A 19,888-nucleotide genomic window follows, 5' to 3' on the forward strand; every position below is an offset into this window, starting at 1 on the left:
GGCGGCCAACGATGCTCCCGGGTTTTGGATCCGGGAGAAATGTTCCGACCTAGCTGGATATAGCTTCTGGAATGACCGATCCGGTGTTCTTCGCGCCATCACGCCGGTATACGGCGGCCGAAGTCGCGAATCTGACCGGCTCGGTGCTTGTCGATTCCGGCCAATCCGACGTTTTGATCGAAGCGCTGGCGCCGGCGAATGAAGGCGGCGCCAATGCGCTTGTCTTCGTCGACGGCAGGCGTAATTCGGCGCTGATGCCGTCGCTGCGCGCGGCAGCGGTCCTGTGCACGGCCGAATTCGCAAACAAGGCGCCTTCCAGCGTCGCTGTCTTGACTCATCCACGGCCGCAGCAGGCTTTCGCGCTGGTTGGGCGCCTGCTGTTCCCGACAGCCGCCACGCCGGGGCCAATGACCGGTGAGCCCGGTGTTTCGCCGCATGCCCATATCGATCCGACGGCGCATGTCGAAGCCGGTGCTATCATCGAGGCCGGCGCGGTCATCGGGCCAGGTGTCTCGATCGGCAGCGGCACCGTCATTGCGCCCAACGCCGTCATCGGACAGTCCTGCCAGATTGGCCGTGACGGTTATGTCGGCCCGGGCGCCAGTATCCAGTACGCTCTGATCGGCAATCGGGTCATCATCCATGGTGGCGCCAGGATCGGCCAGGACGGCTTTGGCTTTGTCGGCGGCGCCAAGGGGCCGGAACGTGTTCCACAGATCGGACGCGTCGTGATCCAGGACGATGTCGAGATCGGCTCCAATTCCACCGTCGATCGTGGCGCCATGTCCGATACGATCATCGGGCAAGGCACCAAGATCGACAATCTCGTTCAGATCGCCCATAACGTCCGCATCGGCCGCAATTGCATTGTGGCCGGACTGTCGGGTATTTCCGGTTCCGTGGTGGTGGGTGACAATGTCACCATGGGCGGCGGTGTCGGGCTTGCGGATCATCTGACGATTGGTACAGGTGCCAAGCTTGCAGCCAGAAGTGGATTTATGAGCAATGTTCCCGCCGGCGAGATCTGGGGTGGCTATCCGGCGCAGCCGATGGCGGAAGCCATGCGAGAGATAGCCATGTTGCGCACGATGGCCAGGGCACGCAAGCAGGGCAAGGACAATGGCTGACATGGTGGCGGCGACAACGCTGGAAGCGGTCGACATATTGGGGCTGATGAAGCTCCTGCCGCACCGCTATCCCTTCCTGATGATCGACCGCATCGTGGACATCGACGGCGACGACTCCGCCATCGGCATCAAGAACGTGACCATAAACGAGCCGCATTTTCAGGGGCATTTCCCGGAGCAGCCGGTGATGCCTGGCGTGCTGATCGTCGAGGCCATGGCCCAGACGGCCGGAGCCATCTGCATCCGCAGCCTCGGGGCGTCGAAGCCATCGCTGGTCTATTTTCTGACCATCGACAACGCCAAATTCCGCAAACCGGTCGTCCCAGGCGACCAGTTGAAGATCCATGTCAAGAAAATCAAGAAGCGCGGCAACCTGCTCAAATTCGCCTGTGAAGCCCTGGTCGAAGGTACCAAGGCGGCCGAGGCCGAGATTTCAGCCATGATGGTCACCGGCGACTGACGATCGAGTGCCTATGAAAATCAAGACGTCAATCCATCCTTCCTCCGTCGTGGAAGAAGGCGCCCAGATCGGCCAGGGTGTGCGCATAGGGCCGTTCTGCCATGTCAGCGCCGATGCCGTGATCGGCGACGGGGTCGAACTGGTCAGCCATGTCTCGGTGATGGGCGCGACCACTATCGGGGCGTCGACCAAGGTCTATCCGATGGCGACACTGGGCGCACCGCCGCAAAACACCAAGCACAAGGGCGGCCGCACGACGCTGGTCATCGGCGCCAACTGCACCATCCGCGAAGGCGTGACCATGCATGTCGGCACCGACACCAGCCGTGGCGAAACCACGGTCGGCGACAATGGCAATTTCCTCGCCTACGCTCATATCGCCCATGACTGTGCCGTCGGCAACAACGCCACCTTCGCCAATGGGGCGACATTGGGCGGCCACTGCGAGATCGGCAACAATGTCTATATTGGCGGCCTCAGCGCCGTCCATCAATTCGTGCGCGTGGGTGACAACGCCTTTCTTGGCGGGTGCTCGGCTTTTGTCGGTGATGTCATTCCTTATGCCATCGCCGTCGGTAACCGCGCCAGCCTGCGCGGCTTGAACATCATCGGCCTCAAGCGCGCCGGTCTGCCGCGTTCCGAAATCCATCTGCTGCGCAAGGCCTACAAGACGATCTTCGACCGCTCCCGCACCGTGGGCGAGAACATCGAGTTCGCCAAGGTGGAGTTCGCCTCGTCGCCGACAGCGATGAAGATCATCGACTTTATCACCAGTCGCGGCAAGCGGCACTATGCGGTGCCATCGCTCAAGAGCGGCGATGGCGACGATGCCGATGACGAGGGCTGAGACAGCCGCGGCTGGTCTTGATCTCCCGCCTGGTGCCAGGGTCGGCATCATCGCCGGCGGCGGCAGCCTTCCGGTCGAAGTCGCTGCCGGTTTGGCCGGACAGGGTCATCCGCCCTTCGTCGTGCTCATGGACGGTGAGGCCGACCGCCTGGCTGAATTGTGCCGTTACGAGCATGAGACCCTTGCCCTGGAGGCGATAGGATCGCTCATTCCGCTGCTCAAGCGTAACCGGATTACGCATCTGGTGCTTGCCGGCGAGATAAAGCGCAGGCCAAGGCTGACACAGATGCGTCCAAGCCTCAGCCTGCTCGCTGTGATACCCGTCGTCGTCATGGCGTTGGCACGCGGCGACGATGGACTGCTCAAGGTGGTGGCGCGCGGGCTCGAGGCCCGGGGGATAAAGGTCGTGGGCGCCCACGAGATCGTGCCGAACCTTGTCGCCGCCGATGGGGTGTTGACCAGGGCCACGCCCCGGAAGTCGGACTGGCGCGACATCGAGGCAGGTTTTGCCGCGGCAAAAGCCATCGGGGCGCTGGATATCGGCCAGGCGGCGATCGCGGTCGGCGGCCGGACCATCGCGCTTGAAGGCATCGAGGGCACGGCCGGATTGCTGGACCGCGCCAGGCTGCTGCGCGGCCACGGCCGTATCGCCGGCAAGACGCGCGGTGTGCTGGTCAAATGCGCCAAGCCTGGCCAGGAGCTGCGCGCGGATCTTCCTTCCATGGGGCCCCAGACGGTAGAAGCAGCGCATGCGGCCGGGCTTGCCGGCATTGCCGTCGAGGCGGGACGCTCCCTGATCCTCGAAGGTCCCGCAACCCTCTCGCGTGCCAATGACCTTGGGCTGTTCATTGTCGGTCTGGCCGCAACGGAGTCAGGTCATGGCTGACAGGGCGCTGAAGATCGCGATCGTCGCGGGCGAGGAGTCAGGCGACCTGCTTGGCGCCGACATTGTCCAGTCGCTGCGCCAAATAACAGGACGCGAGGTGCAGCTCGTCGGCCTCGGTGGCCGCCACCTGCAGGCGCTTGGGCTGGTTTCGCCGTTCGACGCCAGCGAGGTCGCGCTGATGGGGTTCAGCGCCGTCCTGCGTGACCTGCCGCGCCTGATGCGGCGGATCGGTCAGCTGGCGGGGCTGGTTGCGGATGCCAAGCCGGACTGCCTCGTCACCATCGACAGCCCCGATTTTTCGCTGCGCGTCGCCAAAAAGGTGCGCGCCGCCAACCCGACGATCCCGATCGTCCACTATGTCTGCCCGAGCGTCTGGGCATGGCGGCCGGGCAGGGCGGTGGCGATGAAGCCGTATGTCGATCACATCCTGTGCATCCTGCCGTTCGAAGTGAAGGAGCTCGATCGGCTGGGTGGCCCGCCCGGCACCTATGTCGGCCATCGCCTGACGCATGATCCCGGCGTGCTGTCGGCCGCCAGGGCGCAGGCCCAGCCGCGTGATCTTTCACCAGACCGCGTGAAGACGCTGCTTGTCCTGCCCGGCTCGCGGCGCGGCGAGGTGCGACGGCTGCTCGAGCCGTTCGGCGAGACCGTGTCGATGCTGCGGGCACGCGGGCATCGGCTTCGGCTGATGTTGCCGACGGTGCCGCATGTCGCGGACACCGTACGATCCGCGGTCACGCGCTGGGATGAAAAACCCGAGATTATCCTGGAGCCGGAGCGCAAATGGCAGGCCTTCGGCAAGGCCGACGCGGCGTTGATCGCGTCCGGCACCGTCTCCCTGGAACTGGCACTGTCCGGCGTGCCGATGATCTCTTGCTACCGGCTCGACCCTGTCGCACGCGCCGTGGCGCGGTATTTCGTTTCCGTCTGGTCGGCGCTGCTGCCCAACCTGATCTCGGATCGCGCACTGATCCCGGAGTTCTACGACGAATACGTCAGGCCGAACAATCTGGCACGCCAGCTGGAAGCGCTGTTGGCCGACAGTGGCATGCGCGCCTGGCAGAAAGACGGGTTCGCCGAGATTTCACGGCGCATGGCAACGGACAAACCGTCCGGTGAGATCGCGGCGCAGGTGGTGATGGGGTGTATCAAGAGAGTGAGTAGGCAGTAGTGAGTGGTGAATAGTGAGTAGTGAGTAGTGAGTAGTGAGTTAGAAAACTCTCCAACCTCACTACTCACTACTCACTAACCGCTACTCACTATCCACTACTCACTCGTCTCAGCGCTTGGCGATCGGCACGTAGTCGCGCTCTGGCGCACCGGTATAGAGCTGGCGCGGACGGCCGATCTTCTGGCGTGGATCCTCGATCATTTCCTTCCACTGGGCGATCCAGCCGACCGTGCGGGCAACCGCGAACAGCACGGTGAACATGGTGGTGGGGAAGCCCAGCGCCTTCAGCGTGATGCCGGAATAGAAGTCGACGTTCGGGTAGAGTTTCTTCTCGATGAAATAGGGATCGGTCAGCGCGATCTTTTCCAGTTCCATCGCGATGTCGAGCAGCGGATCGTCCTTGATGCCGAGTTCGCCCAGAACCTCATGCGCCGTCTTCTGCATGATCTTGGCACGCGGATCGTAGTTCTTGTAGACGCGGTGGCCAAAGCCCATCAGGCGGAACGGATCGTTCTTGTCCTTGGCGCGAGCGATGAATTCCGGGATGTGATCGACATGGCCGATCTCGCCCAGCATGTTGAGCGCCGCTTCGTTGGCGCCGCCATGGGCCGGGCCCCAAAGGCAAGCAATGCCGGCGGCGATGCAGGCGAACGGGTTGGCGCCCGAGGAGCCGGCGAGGCGAACGGTCGAGGTCGAAGCGTTCTGCTCATGATCGGCATGCAGGATGAAGATACGCTCCATGGCACGCGCCAGCACCGGGTTGATCTTGTACTCCTCGCACGGCACGGCAAAGCACATGTGCAGGAAGTTTGCCGCGAAACCGAGATCGTTCTTCGGGTAAATAAAGGGCTGGCCGATGTGGTATTTGTAGGCCATGGCCGCGATCGTCGGCATTTTGGCGATCAGGCGCATGGAGGCAACCATGCGCTGGTACGGGTCGGAGATGTCGGTCGAGTCATGATAGAAGGCCGACAGCGCGCCAACCACGCCGCACATCACCGCCATCGGGTGCGCGTCGCGGCGGAAGCCGGTGAAAAAGCGCGACATCTGCTCGTGCACCATTGTGTGGCGTGTTACGCGGTAGTCGAAATCGTCCTTCTGCGCCTTGGTCGGCAATTCGCCGTAGAGCAGGAGGTAGCAGACTTCGAGGAAGTCGCCATGTTCGGCCAACTGGTCGATCGGATAGCCCCGATGCAGGAGGATGCCGGCGTCGCCATCGATGAAGGTGATTTCCGACTCGCAGCTTGCCGTCGAGGTGAAGCCCGGGTCATAGGTGAAGGCGCCGGTGGTGCTGTAGAGCGAGGCGATGTCGATGACGTCAGGTCCGACCGAGCCGCTTCGCACCTTGAATTCGTGAGTCTTGCCGGCGAATTCCAGCGTCGCCGTGGCCTCTTGGCCGCCCACATCCAGTTTTTTCGCAGCTTCGGTCATTGCAAATTCCTTCTTGTTTCCTCATGCCGGCAAAGGCAAATTCCGCAGAGCGACACGTCGAAATCACCGCAATGCGCGTATTCGCCACCGCATTCTAGGAGGTGCGTGCCAGATTGGGCCAAGGCCTAATGTTGCACTGCGAAACCCGCCTTTCAATGCCAATCTTCTTGGGCCAGTTTGCTCCTAATCGATTTGATCCGCTATGCGCGCCAGGCTTTCCTCACGCCCCAGAACGGCAAGCACGTCGAATACGCCCGGTGACGTGCTCTTGCCGGTCAACGCAGCCCGCAACGGCTGGGCCACGGCGCCAAGCTTGTGGCCGCCAGCCGACGCAAAGTCGCGGATCGCGGCCTCGGCCGTGGCCGCCGTCCAGTCGCCTGACAGCGACTTCAAAGCTTCGTGAGCGCCACGCAGGATCTTGCGCGCGTCGTCATTGAGCAGGAGTGCCGCCTTGTCGTCGATCGGCAGCGGCCGCGCGGCAAACAGGAAGCCGGCACCGTCGACAAGCTCGACCAGCGTCTTGGCGCGCTCCTTCAGGCCCGGAAGTGCTGCCAGCAGCTGCGCCTTGTTCTTGTCGTCGAGGCGCGCCGCCATCGCCGGACCGCCCTCCAGATAGGGCAAGGTGGCGATGAAGATATCGAACAGCTCGGTGTCGGCCATACGTCGCATATGGGCGCCGTTGATCGCTTCCAGCTTGGCGAAGTCGAAGCGCGCCGCGCCCTTGTTGACGTCGCCAATGTCGAACCACGAGACCATGTCCTCGATCGACATGATCTCGTCGTCGCCATGGCTCCAGCCGAGCCGCGCAAGGTAATTGAGCAGCGCCTCCGGCAGATAGCCCATGGCGCGATAGGCTTCGACGCCGAGCGCGCCGTGGCGCTTCGACAGCTTGGCGCCGTCGGCGCCGTGGATCAGCGGGATATGCGACATCGACGGCACGTCCCAGCCCATGGCGTTGTAGATCACGGTCTGGCGGGCGGCGTTGGTCAGGTGATCGTCGCCACGGATGATGTGGGTGACGCCCATGTCGTGATCGTCGACGACGACGGCATGCATGTAGGTCGGGTTGCCGTCCGAACGCAGGATGATGAAGTCGTCGAGATCCTTGTTGGGGAAGCGCACGTCTCCCTGGACCCGGTCCTGCACGACCGTCTCGCCCTCGGCCGGTGCCTTGATGCGGATGGCGCCCTTGACGCCGGACGGCGCCTCCGAGGGGTCGCGGTCACGCCAATGGCCGTTATAGCGTGGCGGCAGGCCCTTGGCGCGTGCAGCCTCGCGCATTGCCTCCAGCTCGGCTGAAGTCTCGTAGCTGTAATAGGCCTTGCCCAGGCGCACCAGCTCCTCGGCCACCTCGCGATGGCGCGGCGCGCGCTCGAATTGGGAGACCGCGTCACCATCCCACGAAAGGCCAAGCCAGGTCAGGCCATCGAGAATGGCCGATGTGGCCGCATCGGTCGAACGCTCGCGATCGGTGTCCTCGATGCGCAGCAGCATCGTGCCGCCGGTATGCTTTGCATAGAGCCAGTTGAAGAGCGCCGTGCGCGCGCCGCCGATGTGCAGATAGCCGGTCGGCGAGGGGGCAAAACGGGTGATGACCTTGTCGGGCATGGAACTCTCGGAAAACGTCTGAAGCTGGGTGCGGAGCGTGCGGACTTTCGCGCGTTGCGCGTTCATGTAGCATAGGACGTCGAGGGTGCAAGGGGCAGACCCGATGACTGGACGAGGCCGGGGCTCGGATCGGGGCGAGGATGCCGCTATCGGCGTCAGCGAGCGATCCCTGTTTGCGGCGCCTGCGACGATCCCACTGCCATCTCCGCTCGTGGCTGCACCCGAAACCAGGTCGCTGCAGGCAGGTGGGCAGGCGCCGGCGCCGGCTCCTGCCGCGGGCAGGATCGTGCGCGTGCGCCGGCAAATCGGCCTGGTATCCTTGCCTCGCCTGCGCCATGGCGTGGCCCGGGCGGCGGAGCTTGAACTCGACCGGGGCATCGCGTTCCTGCTGGTGCCGGTCTGTCTGGCCGTTGGGGCGATCGCCTATTTCTCGCTGGCGTCCGAGCCCGACTTTGCAAAGCCCGTCGCGGTCGTGGTGCTGATGGCGGTCTGTGCCTTCGTCTCGCGTTCCTGGCCCAAAACCCATCTGTGTCTCATGGCAGTGCTGTTGTGCGCGCTGGGCCTGCTCGCGGCGAAGGTTGAAACATGGCGAGCCGGAACCCGGATGCTGGGTTCGGAAATCTCCACGCAACTGACCGGCCGCGTGGTCTCGCTCGAAGAGATGGAGAGCGGCCGCATCCGGCTGACCATGGACGTGATTTCGACCGCCCGGCCGAAACTGCGCTATGCGCCGGAAAGGGTCCGGCTTTCCGCACGCAAGATACCACCGGGAATGACCGCCGGCTCGCTCATCACAGGCTACTCCAAACTGTTGCCGCCGACCGGCCCGGTGCGGCCGGACAGCTACGACTTCTCTTTCGACAGCTATTTCGCCGGCATCGGCGGCAGCGGCTTCTTTCTCGGCAATCCAACGGTTGTTTCCGCCGACGACGGTGAGATGCCGCTATCGGCTCGCCTTTTTTCAGGCATCGAGAATGCCCGCGAAGCCATCGCCGACCACATCAGGGGCAGCGTCGGCGGCGCTGAAGGCGAGATCGCGGCGGCGCTGATCGTCGGCGTGCGCGCCGGCATACCCGATGAAATCAATGAAGCGATGCGGCGTACCGGCATCTATCACATCATCTCTATTTCGGGACTGCATATGGCGCTTGTGGCCGGCACCATCATGGGTCTGCTGCGTGGTGCCTTCGCGCTGTTTCCAGACTTTCCGCGCGCCGGCCGGTGAAGAAATACGCGGCCGCCGCCGCACTGTTCTCGATCGCGGCCTATCTCATCATTTCCGGTGTCGTCGTTGCGGCCGAACGCAGCTTCATCATGCTGGCGGTGATGCTGATTGCCGTGTTCTTCGATCGCGCTGCGCTGACCATGCGCAATCTGGGGATCTCGGCGATCGCCGTCATCCTGGTCTCGCCTCACGAGGTCGTCGGCCCGAGCTTTCAGATGTCGTTCGCCGCGACCGCGGCCCTGGTTGGCGCTTATGCCGGCTGGGCCGATCACCGTGCGGGAAAGACGCGGCCACCGCCGCGAAAGCGATCGCTGCCCGGGTTCCTGACGCGAAAATTCCTGCTGGCGACAGGTGGATTGGCCATGACGTCCATTATCGCCGGCAGCGCCACGGCGTTGTTTGCCATCTGGCATTTCCAGCGGGTATCGCCGCTCAGCCTGTTCGCCAATCTGGCCGTGATGCCTATCGTGTCGGTCGTGATGTTCCTGGCCGTCGCCAGCGCGCTGTTGATGCCATTCGGACTGGATTGGCCGGCTCTCTACCTCATGGGCAAGGGCCTGACAGCAATGATCGCCGTGTCGGCGTGGATATCGGAGCGCTCTCCGGTCGATGGAGTCGGGCTGATTTCGCAGCAATCCGTGCTGCTGGTCACCGTCGCGCTGGTTATCGCGACGATGGCGACGACATGGCTGCGGCTCGCGGCGCTGCCATTCGCGCTCGCCGGCCTGTTGACTGTGTCGCACACACGCGCGCCCGATGTGCTGATCTCGGAAGATGCGCGGCTGGTCGCGCTGCCGATCGGCAATGGCGAACTGGCCGTCAACCGGGAACGTCCGAACGAATTCGCAACCGACAACTGGAAGCGCGCCCTGATCTCCGAAACAATCGTCAAACCGGAAATGTTCGACACGACAGACAGGCAATTCGATGTTGCCAGTCCCACCGACCTGCCGCCGGGATCGCCCTTCTACTGCCGCGAAGGCCTGTGCCTTGCCAGGCACCCTTCCGGCGCGATCATTGCCTATGTCGAGGACCGCAAGACCACCTGGAAAGCCTGCGCTTTCGCCGACCTGATCATCGTCAATGACGCAACCGCCTATGACGCCTGCCACAATCCACTGGTTCTCGTCGTCACCAAACGGCAGCTCGCCCGCAAGGGAAGCGCTGCCGTCTTCTTCAATCCCCAGTCGGCCACGACCCGGGCCGCGATCGCATTTGCCGTCGACGGACCATACCGGCCCTGGCACGAACAGCGAAAATTCTCACGCGAGGCAAGGGGGCTGCCGCCGTACAAAAAACCCGACAAGCCCGATGACAAGCCGGTTCAGTAGCGCCTGATCAACCCGACCAGCTTGCCTTGTACCTTGACCCTGTCCGGCCCGAAAATGCGCGTTTCGTAGGCTGGATTGGCGGCCTCGAGCGCGATCGAAGCGCCTTTGCGGCGGAACCGCTTCAGTGTCGCTTCCTCTTCGTCGACCAGTGCCACGATAATTTCGCCCGGGCTTGCCGTGTCGGCATTGCGGATAATGACCGTGTCTCCATCGAAGATACCAGCCTCGATCATCGAGTCGCCCTTGACCTCCAACGCATAGTGCTCGCCGCCCATGATCATGTCCGGCGGCACCGAGATCGAATGCGTCTGATGCTGGATGGCATCGATCGGCACACCGGCGGCGATACGGCCCATGACCGGGATGGACACGGCTGAAACCGCGTCGTCGTCGTTGCCGGCCGCGGGCAGGCGCGAAGGCGCAGCGGCCGGCCTGATCTGGCGTCCGAGACTGCCTTGGCCAAGGCTGCCTTGGATGACGCTTGGCGAGAACTTCTTTGCCGCATTGAGGCCCGGCGCGATCGAGTCCGGCAGCCGCAGCACTTCCAGCGCGCGCGCCCGATTGGGTAGCCGGCGAATGAAGCCGCGCTCCTCCAGGGCCGTGATCAGGCGATGGATCCCCGACTTGGAGGCAAGATCGAGTGCTTCCTTCATCTCGTCGAAGGAAGGCGGTATCCCGCTTTCCTTGAGCCGTTCGTGGATGAACATCAGCAGTTCATGTTGCTTGCGTGTCAGCATGGCGGCCCCCAAGACATTGAACGAAAGGTTGAACCAGAATCGAAAAAACAAACCCAGAACAAACACTATCTGTTCCAGTTGTGTTCTGCAACCGTTTAAAGTTTAATGAATTTGTTAAGGGGTCTGAAGTTTTTTGCCCGCGACGGCGGGCGGCAACCAGTCCTTTCCGCCGTCGGCAGGCGCATTGAAATCGTTTTGGTTAATGGCCTGTGGCCCATCCGCCGACGAGGCTTTGGCATCAGTTAGTTGGAAGGCTTCTCCTCGGAGGGACGTATAATTCGCGGAGCCATTATTCGCGGAACGAAACGAAACCAAAATGCCAACGATTGGTAGCTTCGGGCGGCCATGGATCGGGGCGTTCGGCGCACTCCGGCCAGCGCGTTCGAATAGGCGTCGCGGAAGCGCTGAAGTTATCCCGAACCCGCCTTCAAGCTGCCGGCGCGAGCGGCGTATCTGGTAGCGCCGCTGTCTTCGCTGTGGACATAGACGTGCAGTGTGTAGCCGATATGCGCCGTCATCAGCGCCTTGGCCCGCTCGACGTCACGGTCGAGCGCCGCTTCCATGATCGCGGTATGGTGTTCGATCGCAATCGCTTCGCGTAGCGCTTCGATTGCCTCTTCATAGCCATCCTTGAGGCCGGCCGCGGCCCGCAGTGTCGGCGCCAGACCAAGGAAGCGATGATGCCGGCGCAGCTGATCCGAGATCGTCGAGCGGAACCGCAACAGCCAGTCGCATGTGGCGGCGCTCAGCAGCGCCGCATGGAAAGCCTCGTGGTTCTCGTCCCATCTGTCGACGGCCGCGTCCGAGGGATCGTCGACCGCCGTCTTGCAACGCGAGAGCCGGTAGTGGGCGGTGACCACGGCATCCTCCCACTCCCTGCCGCCTTTTTCCATCGATTCGAGGAACAGGGGTATCTCGACCACCATCCTGGCGCGTGCCAGATCCTCCAGCTCGGCCCGCGACACCGGAGCCACGGCAAAACCACGATTGCTGATCGCGGTGACCAGGCGTTCGGCCTCGAGCCGCGACAGGGCTTCGCGCAACGGTGTCCAGCCGACGCCATAGGTGCCGCGCAGCGCACTCAGTTTGAGCGGGGCGCCGGGCATGAGGCGCGTGGTCAGGATGTCGCGCCGCAACAGCTGATAGGCGGCTTCCGTTTTTGTGGAACTCGTTTCATTCAGCATGGTGATCAATCCGTCGTCTGGCGAAAAGTATATATGATAGTGCGTCACAGCAACAATTATATATAATGTTTGACACAGACCAGCGGACTCACCATGATCGCCGTAGTAGCCGCGTTTCCAAGCGGCCCTGATCAAATCTGGGAGGAAATGATGTTGAAGTCGAAATCCGCTTGGTTGTCGGGCTTGGCCCTGGCAGGCGCATTGATGGTCAGTGCCGGCAGTGCCGCGGCCGATCAGATCCGTATCGGCATTGCCAATTTCGGCGAGCATCCGCAATTGAACGCCGCCATAGCCGGCTTCAAGAAGGCGCTGACGGATAACGGCTTCGTCGAGGGCAAGGACGTCGTCTACACGGAGAGCCACACCAATTTCGATGCGTCGCTGGTGCCGCAGATGATCGCCAAGCTGCAGGCCGAGCAGCCCAAGCTGATCTACACCATCACCACGCCGGTCTCACAGATCGCCAAGAAAGCGCTCGCCGGTTCCGGCATTCCGATCGTTTTTGCCGCGGTCACCGATCCGGTGGCGGCCAAGCTGGTGCCGTCATGGGACGCCGGAGACGAAGGCATGACCGGCGCCAGCGATCTGCAGGACGTCGCCGCGGTGATGGCCTTCACCAAGAAGCTGCTGCCGAACGCCAAGCGCTTCGGCGTGCCTTATAATCCCGGTGAGGCCAATGACGTTGCCTTGGTCGAAAAGATCAAGGCGGCGGCACCGGCCGCCGGTTTCGAGGTGGTGGAGGTCGGCATCGACAACGTCAATGACATCCAGCAACGCATCGCTTCGCTCGCCGGCAAGGCCGACGTGATCTACGGCCCGGCCTCGAACCTGATCCAGCCGGCGATCGCCGCTGTCTCCGCGGCCGCCCGCCAGGCCGGTATCCCGGTCGTCAACTCCGATGACAGTGCGGTCCGTAACGGCACCGTGCCGGCGAGCTTCGCGGTCAATTACACGCAGGTCGGCGTCAACGCCGGCAACATCGCCGCCGAGATCCTCAAGGGCAAGGATCCCAAGACGATCGCGCCGTCGCGCCCGGCCTACAAGGACCACATGGCAACGATCTCGCGCAAGGCGATGGCCGCGTTCGGCATCGAGATACCGGCTTCAATGGCCGATTGCGGCTGCATCGTCGACTAACATCGGAACTGCCGGGGTGACGGCGTCGGCGCCGCTATCCCGAGGTCAGGGAGGAACGATGCTGGAGATTCGATCCGCGCGCAAAGTGTTCTACAAGGGCCAGGCCGACGAGAAGGTCGCGCTGGACGGTCTCAGCCTGTCCTTGGCCACCGGAGAGTTCGGCATCGTCATCGGCTCCAACGGGGCCGGCAAGAGCAGCATGCTCAACGCCATTTCCGGCGCCCTGATCCTCGATTCCGGCCAGATCCTGATCAACGGCGCCGACGTGACTGCAATGCCGGTGCACAAGCGCGCCGCGAAACTGGCGCGCGTGTTCCAGGACCCGATGCGCGGCACCGCCGCCAGCATGACGGTTGCGGAAAACATGCTGCTGGCCGATTTGCGTAGCCAAAAGCGCACCTTGCGCCCGGGGCTGAACACCACCCGGCTTGCGTCCTACAGGGAACGACTGTCGATACTGGGTCTCGGTTTGGAAAATCGTCTCGACACGCGCGTCGACCTGCTCTCGGGCGGGCAGCGGCAATCCTTGTCGCTGATCATGGCGGTCGGCGGATCGCCGGACTTGCTGCTGCTCGACGAGCATACCGCGGCCCTCGACCCGCGCACGGCCGAAATCGTCATGCAAGCGACCGTGCGCGCCGTCAACGCGCTGAAACTGACGACTTTGATGGTGACCCACAACATGCAACACGCCGTCGATTATGGCAGCCGGGTGATCATGCTCGATGCGGGCCGGGTGCTCCTGGAAGTCGCCGGGCAGGAGAAGGCGAGGGTCACGGTTATTGATCTGATCGGCCATTTCTCGGTCAAGACCGATCGCATGTTGCTGGCGAGCTGATCATCATGGATTTTGTTGGGGACGTTCTCACCAGCTTCGTCGCGATCATGCCGGTCACCCTGGCGCAAAGCCTGATCCTGGCCTTTGTCGTGCTCGGGATCATGATCCCGTTTCGCATGCTGAATTTTCCCGATCTCACCAGCGAAGGCGCTTTTCCGCTGGGCGGCTGCGTCTGCGGCGTTCTCCTTGCCGCCGGCGCATCGCCGCTGATGGGCGTTGCTGCCGCCCTTGTCGCTGGCTTCGCGGCGGGCTGCTGCACCGCCTTCATCCATCTGCGCTTCCGCATCCACACGCTGCTTGCGGGCATCCTGATGATGACGATGCTCTACAGCATCAACCTTCGCATTATGGGCAAGTCCAACCTGTCCGTCTTCGGTTCGCCCTCGGTGTTCGACTGGGTGCCGTTCGCGCGGCCGGGTTTCCCCGCCAGCAAGATTGTCGTCGCGGGTCTCCTCGCGCTTGCCGCCTTCATGCTGCTCTACATGTTCTTCAGGACCGAGAAGGGGACTGCCGTGCGCGCCGTGGGCGCCAATCCTGACATGGCCGAGGCGCAAGGCATCAATGTCTGGGCCGCGACCATAGGCGGTGTCGGGCTGGCCAGCGCTTTTTCGGCGTCAAGCGGTGCGCTGATGGTGCAGTCGCAAGGCTTCGCCGACGTCAATATGGGCCTGGGAATTCTCATCAACGGCCTTGCCGCGCTGATGATCGGCGAAGCCGTCGTCGGCAAGCAGACGGTGTGGCGGCAATTGCTGGCGCCCTTCGCCGGCGCGATCATCTACTACCAGCTGGTGTCGTTCTGCCTTGCGGCCGGCATGCCGCCGCCTGACCTGAAGCTTGCCACGGGCCTGTTCGTACTGGCCATGCTTGCCTTGCCCAGCCTCAAGCGCAGCCGGGGTTCCGCACCGGTTCGCGAAGCGATTCGTGAGTAACCGGCGTGAATGACCAAGGCGTGAATAACCAGGGAATGTCACAAATGATGCCTGCAACGCTCGATCTCGCAGCCGTCGAAGCCATGGATGCGGCGGACCCGCTGCGTGCCATCCGCGACCGGTTCATCTTGCCGGAAGGCGTGATCTATCTCGACGGCAATTCACTCGGCGCCGCGGCACCCGCCGTCTTCGACGAGCTGCGGAAAGCCGCGACCCAGGAGTGGGCACAGGATCTGATCCGTGCCTGGAACACCGCCGGCTGGTTCGACATGCCGGTCGCGCTCGGCGACCAACTGGGGCGGCTGATCGGCGCGGCGGCCGGCCAGACGGTGGTCTGCGATACGACCTCGATCAACATCTACAAGGTGCTGCATGCCGCACTCGGCATGCGGCCGGACCGCTCGGTCATCGTCGCCGAGGGAGACAGCTTTCCAACCGATCTCTACATGGCCGAAGGCGTGGCCTCGACGCGCCCCGGCACGGTGTTGCGCCTTGAGGGCGTTGATGCGCCGACCATTGAGGAGCTGATCGACGAGCGCGTTGCGGTCATCCTGGTCAACCACGTCAACTACAAGTCCGGCCAGCTGCGCGACATGGCGGCACTGACATGCAAGGCCCATCAGGTCGGAGCGCTGATCGTCTGGGATCTCTGCCACACCGCCGGCGCGCTGCCTGTCGAGCTCGACAGCGCCAATGCCGATTTCGCCATCGGCTGCACCTACAAATATCTCAATGGCGGCCCGGGCGCGCCAGCCTTCATCTACGCCGCCGAGCGTCATCACGATAAAGTCCAGCAGCCGCTCAGCGGTTGGTGGGGCCATGCGCGGCCCTTCGCCTTCGAGCAGGGTTATGCGGCCGGCAGCGGTATCCGCCGGTTCCTGTGCGGCACGCAGCCGGTGTTATCGATGCGGGCGCTGAAGGGGGCGCTGGATATCTGGGACGATGTCGACATGGCGACGGTGCGCAAGAAGAGCATCGCGCTCACCGACCTGTTCATCCAGCTCGTCGAGACCAGATGCGGCGCCTATGGCCTGGAGCTGGAAAGCCCGCGCGACGGCAATCAGCGTGGCAGCCAGGTGTCCTTCCTCCATCCCAACGGTTACCAGGTGATGCGGGCCTTGATCGAGCGCGGTGTGATCGGCGATTTCCGTGCGCCGTCGACGATCCGCTTCGGCTTCACCCCGCTGTATGTGGGCTACGCCGATGTATGGCAGGCGGTCGAGGTCCTGGAGGATATCCTGCGCACTGGCGCCTGGCAGGATGCACGCTTCGCGGTCAAGACGGCGGTGACCTGAAGCCGGCGCGAAGCCGGGAAAAATGTGACGCGGTTTCCCACAGGAATTGCGTCAGACGAGAGTTCAGAGCCGGGTGCGAACCGTCCACAGTTCCGGAAACAGGACGACCTCGAGCATCTTCTTGAGATAGGAGGCGCCCGACGTGCCGCCGGTGCCGCGCTTCAGGCCGATGATGCGCTCGACGGTGGTGACGTGGTTGAAGCGCCAGCGGCGGAAATAGTCCTCGAAGTCGACCAGCTTCTCGGCCAGTTCATAAAACATCCAGTAGCGCTGCGGATCGCGGTACACCGTCTGCCAGGCGACCAGGACTTCTTCGTTCCCGGTCCGCGTCTCGCGCCAATCCGTGCGCTTTGCGTCCACCCCGATGTCGAAGCCATTGCGGGCCAGAAGCAGCAGCGCTTCATCGTAGAGCGACGGCTCGGCCAGGATCGCCTCCAGCTTCTGGCTGAGGTCCGGCCGGTGCTTGTGCGGCCCGAGCATGGCGAGGTTGCGGTTACCGGCCATGAACTCGATGGCGCGATACTGCCAGGACTGGAAACCCGAGGACTGGCCGAGCGCGTCACGAAACTCGGTGTATTCGCTGGGCGTCATCGTGCGCAGCACGTCCCAGGCATTGTTCAACTGCTCGAAAATGCGGGCGACACGCGACAGCATCTTAAAGCTCGGTTCGAGGCGGTCGGCACGGATCGAGCGGATCGCCGCGCCAATCTCGTGCAAAGCGAGTTTCATCCACAATTCCGATGTCTGGTGCTGGATGATGAACAGCATTTCGTCATGCGCCGAGGACAGCGGCGTCTGGGCCTCCAGCACTTTCTCCAGGTGCAGATAGTCGCTGTAGGACATGCGCTCCTTGAACGACATCTCTGCGCCTTCAGAGGCCGGATCGTAAGGCTCGCTCAATTGATCTTCTCCGTGCGCAGCCGAAACCGCTGGATCTTGCCGGTCTGGGTCTTCGGCAGAGCGGCGATGAATTTGACCGATCGGGGATATTTGTAGGGCGCGATGGCTGCCTTGACGTGGTCCTGCAGGCGCTTGACGGTCATTGCGTCTGGCGGGACACCTTGCACCAGTACGACATGCGCCTCGACGATCTGGCCGCGCTCGCCATCCTCGGCACCGATGACCGCGCATTCGGCGACATCGGGATGCGACAGCAGCGCCGCCTCGACCTCGGGTCCGGCGATGTTGTAGCCGGCGCTGACAATCATGTCGTCGGAACGCGCGGCGAAGTGGAAGAAGCCGTCCTCATCCTGCGTGAAGGTATCGCCGGTGAGGTTCCAGCCGTCGCGCACATAATCCTTCTGCCTGTCATCGGCCATGTAGCGGCAGCCGGTCGGCCCGCGCACCGCCAGCCGTCCGGTCTCGCCACGCGGCACCTCGCGCATCTCCTCGTCGACGATGCGCGCCTCGTAACCGCCCACCGGCTTGCCCGTCGAAGCGGGCTTCCTGTCGTCAAAGCGGTTGGAGATGAAGATGTGCAGCATTTCGGTGGCGCCGATGCCGTCAAGGATAGGCTTGCCGGTCTTTCGCGTCCACTCTTCGAAGACCGGGGCCGGCAAGGTCTCGCCGGCCGAGACGGCAACGCGCAATGATGAAAGATCGGCGCCTTCGTCCATGGCCTTCAGCATGGCCCGGTAGGCGGTCGGCGCGGTGAAGGAAATGGTCGCTTTGTAGGTCTCGATGATGTGGACCATGTTGGGTGGCGTCGCCTGTTCCAGAAGCGTTGCCGCCGCGCCGAAGCGCAGGGGGAAGATGGCAAGCCCGCCAAGGCCGAAAGTGAAGGCGAGCGGCGGCGAGCCGACGAAGATGTCGTCGGGCGTCACCTGCAGGACTTCACGGGCGTAGGCATCGGCGATGATCAGCAGGTCGCGGTGGAAATGCATCGTCGCCTTCGGCACGCCGGTCGTGCCCGAAGTGAAGCCGAGCAGGGCGACATCGTCGCGGCCGGTGCTGACGGCGGTGAAGGTAACCGGCTTGTCGAGGGCGGCGCGATCGAGCTCGGCGTCATGGTTGGCGGTGCCGTCGAAGCCGATCACCTGCTTCAGGAACGCGCTGTCCTTGGCGCAGGCGGTCATCTCGTCCATCAGCCTGGTGTCGCAGAGCGCGGTCGTGATCTCGGCCTTGTCGACGATCTTGGTGAGTTCACCGGCGCGCAACATCGGCATGGTGTTGACGACGACAGCACCGACCTTGGTGGCGGCCAGCCAGCAGGCGACCATTGCCGGGTTGTTGGCGGAGCGGATCAGCACCCGGTTGCCCGGCTCGACGCCGTAGTTCTCGACCAGCGCATGGGCGAGCCGGTTCGTCCAGTCGGACAGTTCCTTGTAGGTGCGGCGGCGGCCATTGCCGATCAGCGCGGTGTGGTCACCAAGGCCCTTCTCGACGAGCCTGTCGGTCAATTCGACACCGGCATTGAGGTGTTCTGGATAGTCGAAGCCGTCGAGCAGGAAGTCGGGCCATTGCTCGGGCGGCGGCAGATTATCGCGGGTGAACGTGTCGGTATGCGCTGAAGGCCCAAGCATGTCGTCGCTGTCCCTGTCTGCCGCCGGCCAGCGCGCGAGGCACGTGGCGGGAGGCGGTAGATCTGAATTCCTGTCTCTCGCGGAAGGCTTTGTGCGGCCGGCTACACCCTTGTCGACATGTCACCGGAAAGGTGACTATCGGCGGTTCGGACGGCACAGCGGACCTCCCATTTTGTCGGCTGTTCTGAAGGCAGGATCGCACCAGTCGAAATTTGTTTCAAGCCTAAAATGTTTCACCCCAAAGCCTTGACGCACGGTATGGTGGCGGCCATTGCTAGCACTGAGACGACGCTGTTTCGGGGAGGGTGCCGATGCTCGACCATCGCATTGCCGATTGGGACAATGCCTATGCCAACGGCGCGAATATTGCCGGCAGCGACCGTTGGCCGGCCGCCTGGTCGGGACCGGCGCAAGCGTTCCGTGACGCACTGTCGGGGGAGGGCCGGGCACGGTTCGACATCGCGTATGGCGATCGGCCGCGCAACCGGCTCGACCTTTTCCTGCCGGAGACCACGCCCAAGGGGCTCGTCGTGTTCATCCATGGCGGCTACTGGCTGGAGTCCGATAAAAGCGGATGGTCGCATCTCGCCAAGGGCGCGGTCGGCAACGGCTTTGCGGTGGCTATGCCTTCCTACACGCTGTGCCCGGACATCCGCATTGCCGGCATTGTCAGCGAAATCGGGGCGGCGATCGGCAAAGCGGCGGCAATGGTCGGGGGACCGCTAAGGTTGACCGGACATTCGGCCGGTGGACATCTCGCCAGCCGCATGGTGACCACAACCACACCGCTCGCCACCGATGTCGTGCGGCGCATACGCCACGTCGTTTCGATTTCCGGCTTGCATGATTTGCGCCCGCTGATGCGCACCGGCATGAACGCCGTGCTGAAAATCGATGAGCATGAGGCGCTGACGGAAAGCCCGGCACTGCTGCGGCCAATCGATGGTGCCCGCATCACCTGCTGGGCCGGCGGCGGCGAGCGCTCGGAGTTCCTGCGACAGAATGCGTTGCTGGCCAACATCTGGACCGGGCTTGGCGCCACCACCAGTGCCGTGGTCGAGCCCGACCGGCATCACTACGATGTAGTGGATGGCCTGGCCGATCCGGCGCATGCATTGACGCGGACCTTGATCTCGGAATAAGCCCTGTGATCAGTAAGT

General features: G+C 63.3%; 16 protein-coding genes and 1 pseudogene. 11 read left to right on the top strand and 6 right to left on the bottom strand.

All coding sequences use genetic code 11. The annotated features are described in order from the left end of the window. Window positions 1-71: 71 nt before the first annotated feature. From lpxD to lpxB, 5 genes are read left to right on the top strand one after another with little or no spacing between them, the layout of a single operon-like run. Entirely contained in the window at window positions 72-1,127 is a 1,056-nt protein-coding gene (gene lpxD, locus FJ950_RS08380) for a UDP-3-O-(3-hydroxymyristoyl)glucosamine N-acyltransferase (RefSeq protein ID WP_140616412.1), read from the top strand. Continuing rightward, on the top strand, window positions 1,120-1,587 hold the full coding sequence (fabZ, locus tag FJ950_RS08385) for a 3-hydroxyacyl-ACP dehydratase FabZ (RefSeq protein ID WP_015317790.1): 468 nt from the start codon (window positions 1,120-1,122) through the stop codon (window positions 1,585-1,587). The genes lpxD and fabZ overlap by 8 nt, the downstream gene beginning before the upstream one ends. Window positions 1,588-1,600: 13 nt before the next feature. Then, entirely contained in the window at window positions 1,601-2,434 is an 834-nt protein-coding gene (lpxA, locus tag FJ950_RS08390; RefSeq protein ID WP_140616414.1) for an acyl-ACP--UDP-N-acetylglucosamine O-acyltransferase, read from the top strand. Further along, on the top strand, window positions 2,406-3,320 hold the full coding sequence (locus FJ950_RS08395) for an LpxI family protein (protein ID WP_140616416.1): 915 nt from the start codon (window positions 2,406-2,408) through the stop codon (window positions 3,318-3,320). The genes lpxA and FJ950_RS08395 overlap by 29 nt, the downstream gene beginning before the upstream one ends. Next, window positions 3,313-4,491 (top strand): lipid-A-disaccharide synthase, encoded by a 1,179-nt coding sequence (gene lpxB, locus FJ950_RS08400; protein WP_015317793.1) that lies wholly within the window; start codon window positions 3,313-3,315, stop codon window positions 4,489-4,491. Before FJ950_RS08395 ends, lpxB begins: the two co-directional genes overlap by 8 nt. A gap of 108 nt (window positions 4,492-4,599) precedes the next feature. Here lpxB and gltA read toward each other — a convergent pair whose 3' ends face one another. Next, window positions 4,600-5,922, bottom strand: a complete 1,323-nt coding sequence (gltA, locus tag FJ950_RS08405; protein ID WP_015317794.1) for a citrate synthase — start codon at window positions 5,920-5,922, stop codon at window positions 4,600-4,602. Window positions 5,923-6,105: 183 nt separating this feature from the next. Continuing rightward, a complete protein-coding gene (gltX, locus tag FJ950_RS08410) occupies window positions 6,106-7,530 on the bottom strand; it encodes a glutamate--tRNA ligase (RefSeq protein WP_140616418.1) in 1,425 nt (474 codons plus the stop codon). Window positions 7,531-7,633: 103 nt separating this feature from the next. Between gltX and FJ950_RS08415 the strand changes: the two are divergent. After that, window positions 7,634-10,086 (top strand): annotated as a pseudogene (locus tag FJ950_RS08415) (ComEC/Rec2 family competence protein). Here FJ950_RS08415 and lexA read toward each other — a convergent pair. Next, window positions 10,080-10,823 carry a transcriptional repressor LexA gene (gene lexA, locus FJ950_RS08420; RefSeq protein ID WP_015317797.1) on the bottom strand — a complete coding sequence of 248 codons (744 nt, stop codon included), beginning with the start codon at window positions 10,821-10,823 and terminating at the stop codon, window positions 10,080-10,082. The pseudogene FJ950_RS08415 and the gene lexA sit on opposite strands and share 7 nt — an antisense overlap. A gap of 410 nt (window positions 10,824-11,233) precedes the next feature. Beyond that, complete coding sequence (locus FJ950_RS08425) at window positions 11,234-12,007, bottom strand: GntR family transcriptional regulator (RefSeq protein WP_015317798.1); 774 nt, start codon at window positions 12,005-12,007, stop codon at window positions 11,234-11,236. Between the two features lie 150 nt (window positions 12,008-12,157). Between FJ950_RS08425 and FJ950_RS08430 the strand changes: the two genes are divergently transcribed. From FJ950_RS08430 to kynU, 4 genes are read left to right on the top strand one after another with little or no spacing between them, the layout of a single operon-like run. Further along, window positions 12,158-13,144, top strand: a complete 987-nt coding sequence (locus FJ950_RS08430) for an ABC transporter substrate-binding protein (protein WP_015317799.1) — start codon at window positions 12,158-12,160, stop codon at window positions 13,142-13,144. Window positions 13,145-13,202: 58 nt separating this feature from the next. Further along, on the top strand, window positions 13,203-13,982 hold the full coding sequence (locus FJ950_RS08435; RefSeq protein ID WP_015317800.1) for an ABC transporter ATP-binding protein: 780 nt from the start codon (window positions 13,203-13,205) through the stop codon (window positions 13,980-13,982). Window positions 13,983-13,987: 5 nt separating this feature from the next. Then, window positions 13,988-14,911, top strand: a complete 924-nt coding sequence (locus FJ950_RS08440) for an ABC transporter permease (RefSeq protein WP_015317801.1) — start codon at window positions 13,988-13,990, stop codon at window positions 14,909-14,911. Window positions 14,912-14,958: 47 nt separating this feature from the next. Beyond that, window positions 14,959-16,206 (top strand): kynureninase, encoded by a 1,248-nt coding sequence (kynU, locus tag FJ950_RS08445; protein ID WP_041163834.1) that lies wholly within the window; start codon window positions 14,959-14,961, stop codon window positions 16,204-16,206. Between the two features lie 63 nt (window positions 16,207-16,269). On the opposite strand, the gene kynA is transcribed toward kynU, so the two are convergent. Beyond that, complete coding sequence (gene kynA, locus FJ950_RS08450) at window positions 16,270-17,106, bottom strand: tryptophan 2,3-dioxygenase (RefSeq protein ID WP_015317803.1); 837 nt, start codon at window positions 17,104-17,106, stop codon at window positions 16,270-16,272. Next, the gene (locus tag FJ950_RS08455) at window positions 17,103-18,728 is read right to left on the bottom strand and encodes an AMP-binding protein (RefSeq protein WP_015317804.1); all 1,626 of its coding nucleotides are present in this window, start codon (window positions 18,726-18,728) and stop codon (window positions 17,103-17,105) included. The genes kynA and FJ950_RS08455 overlap by 4 nt, the downstream gene beginning before the upstream one ends. A gap of 311 nt (window positions 18,729-19,039) precedes the next feature. Between FJ950_RS08455 and FJ950_RS08460 the strand changes: the two genes are divergently transcribed. Continuing rightward, window positions 19,040-19,870, top strand: coding sequence for an alpha/beta hydrolase (locus FJ950_RS08460; protein WP_140616420.1), 831 nt, complete (start codon window positions 19,040-19,042; stop codon window positions 19,868-19,870). Window positions 19,871-19,888 lie beyond the last annotated feature (18 nt).

It is taken from the genome of Mesorhizobium sp. B2-3-14 (assembly GCF_006442175.1).
Taxonomy (GTDB): domain Bacteria; phylum Pseudomonadota; class Alphaproteobacteria; order Rhizobiales; family Rhizobiaceae; genus Mesorhizobium; species Mesorhizobium australicum.

What these genes read in the sequence shown, in the direction of transcription:
- lpxD (WP_140616412.1), top strand. Translation starts at nt 72, where the DNA reads ATGACCGATCCGGTGTTCTTCGCGCCATCACGCCGGTATACGGCGGCC.
- fabZ (WP_015317790.1), top strand. Translation starts at nt 1,120, where the DNA reads ATGGCTGACATGGTGGCGGCGACAACGCTGGAAGCGGTCGACATATTG.
- lpxA (WP_140616414.1), top strand. Translation starts at nt 1,601, where the DNA reads ATGAAAATCAAGACGTCAATCCATCCTTCCTCCGTCGTGGAAGAAGGC.
- FJ950_RS08395 (WP_140616416.1), top strand. Translation starts at nt 2,406, where the DNA reads ATGGCGACGATGCCGATGACGAGGGCTGAGACAGCCGCGGCTGGTCTT.
- lpxB (WP_015317793.1), top strand. Translation starts at nt 3,313, where the DNA reads ATGGCTGACAGGGCGCTGAAGATCGCGATCGTCGCGGGCGAGGAGTCA.
- gltA (WP_015317794.1), bottom strand. Translation starts at nt 5,922, where the DNA reads ATGACCGAAGCTGCGAAAAAACTGGATGTGGGCGGCCAAGAGGCCACG.
- gltX (WP_140616418.1), bottom strand. Translation starts at nt 7,530, where the DNA reads ATGCCCGACAAGGTCATCACCCGTTTTGCCCCCTCGCCGACCGGCTAT.
- lexA (WP_015317797.1), bottom strand. Translation starts at nt 10,823, where the DNA reads ATGCTGACACGCAAGCAACATGAACTGCTGATGTTCATCCACGAACGG.
- FJ950_RS08425 (WP_015317798.1), bottom strand. Translation starts at nt 12,007, where the DNA reads ATGCTGAATGAAACGAGTTCCACAAAAACGGAAGCCGCCTATCAGCTG.
- FJ950_RS08430 (WP_015317799.1), top strand. Translation starts at nt 12,158, where the DNA reads ATGTTGAAGTCGAAATCCGCTTGGTTGTCGGGCTTGGCCCTGGCAGGC.
- FJ950_RS08435 (WP_015317800.1), top strand. Translation starts at nt 13,203, where the DNA reads ATGCTGGAGATTCGATCCGCGCGCAAAGTGTTCTACAAGGGCCAGGCC.
- FJ950_RS08440 (WP_015317801.1), top strand. Translation starts at nt 13,988, where the DNA reads ATGGATTTTGTTGGGGACGTTCTCACCAGCTTCGTCGCGATCATGCCG.
- kynU (WP_041163834.1), top strand. Translation starts at nt 14,959, where the DNA reads ATGCCTGCAACGCTCGATCTCGCAGCCGTCGAAGCCATGGATGCGGCG.
- FJ950_RS08455 (WP_015317804.1), bottom strand. Translation starts at nt 18,728, where the DNA reads ATGCTTGGGCCTTCAGCGCATACCGACACGTTCACCCGCGATAATCTG.
- FJ950_RS08460 (WP_140616420.1), top strand. Translation starts at nt 19,040, where the DNA reads ATGCTCGACCATCGCATTGCCGATTGGGACAATGCCTATGCCAACGGC.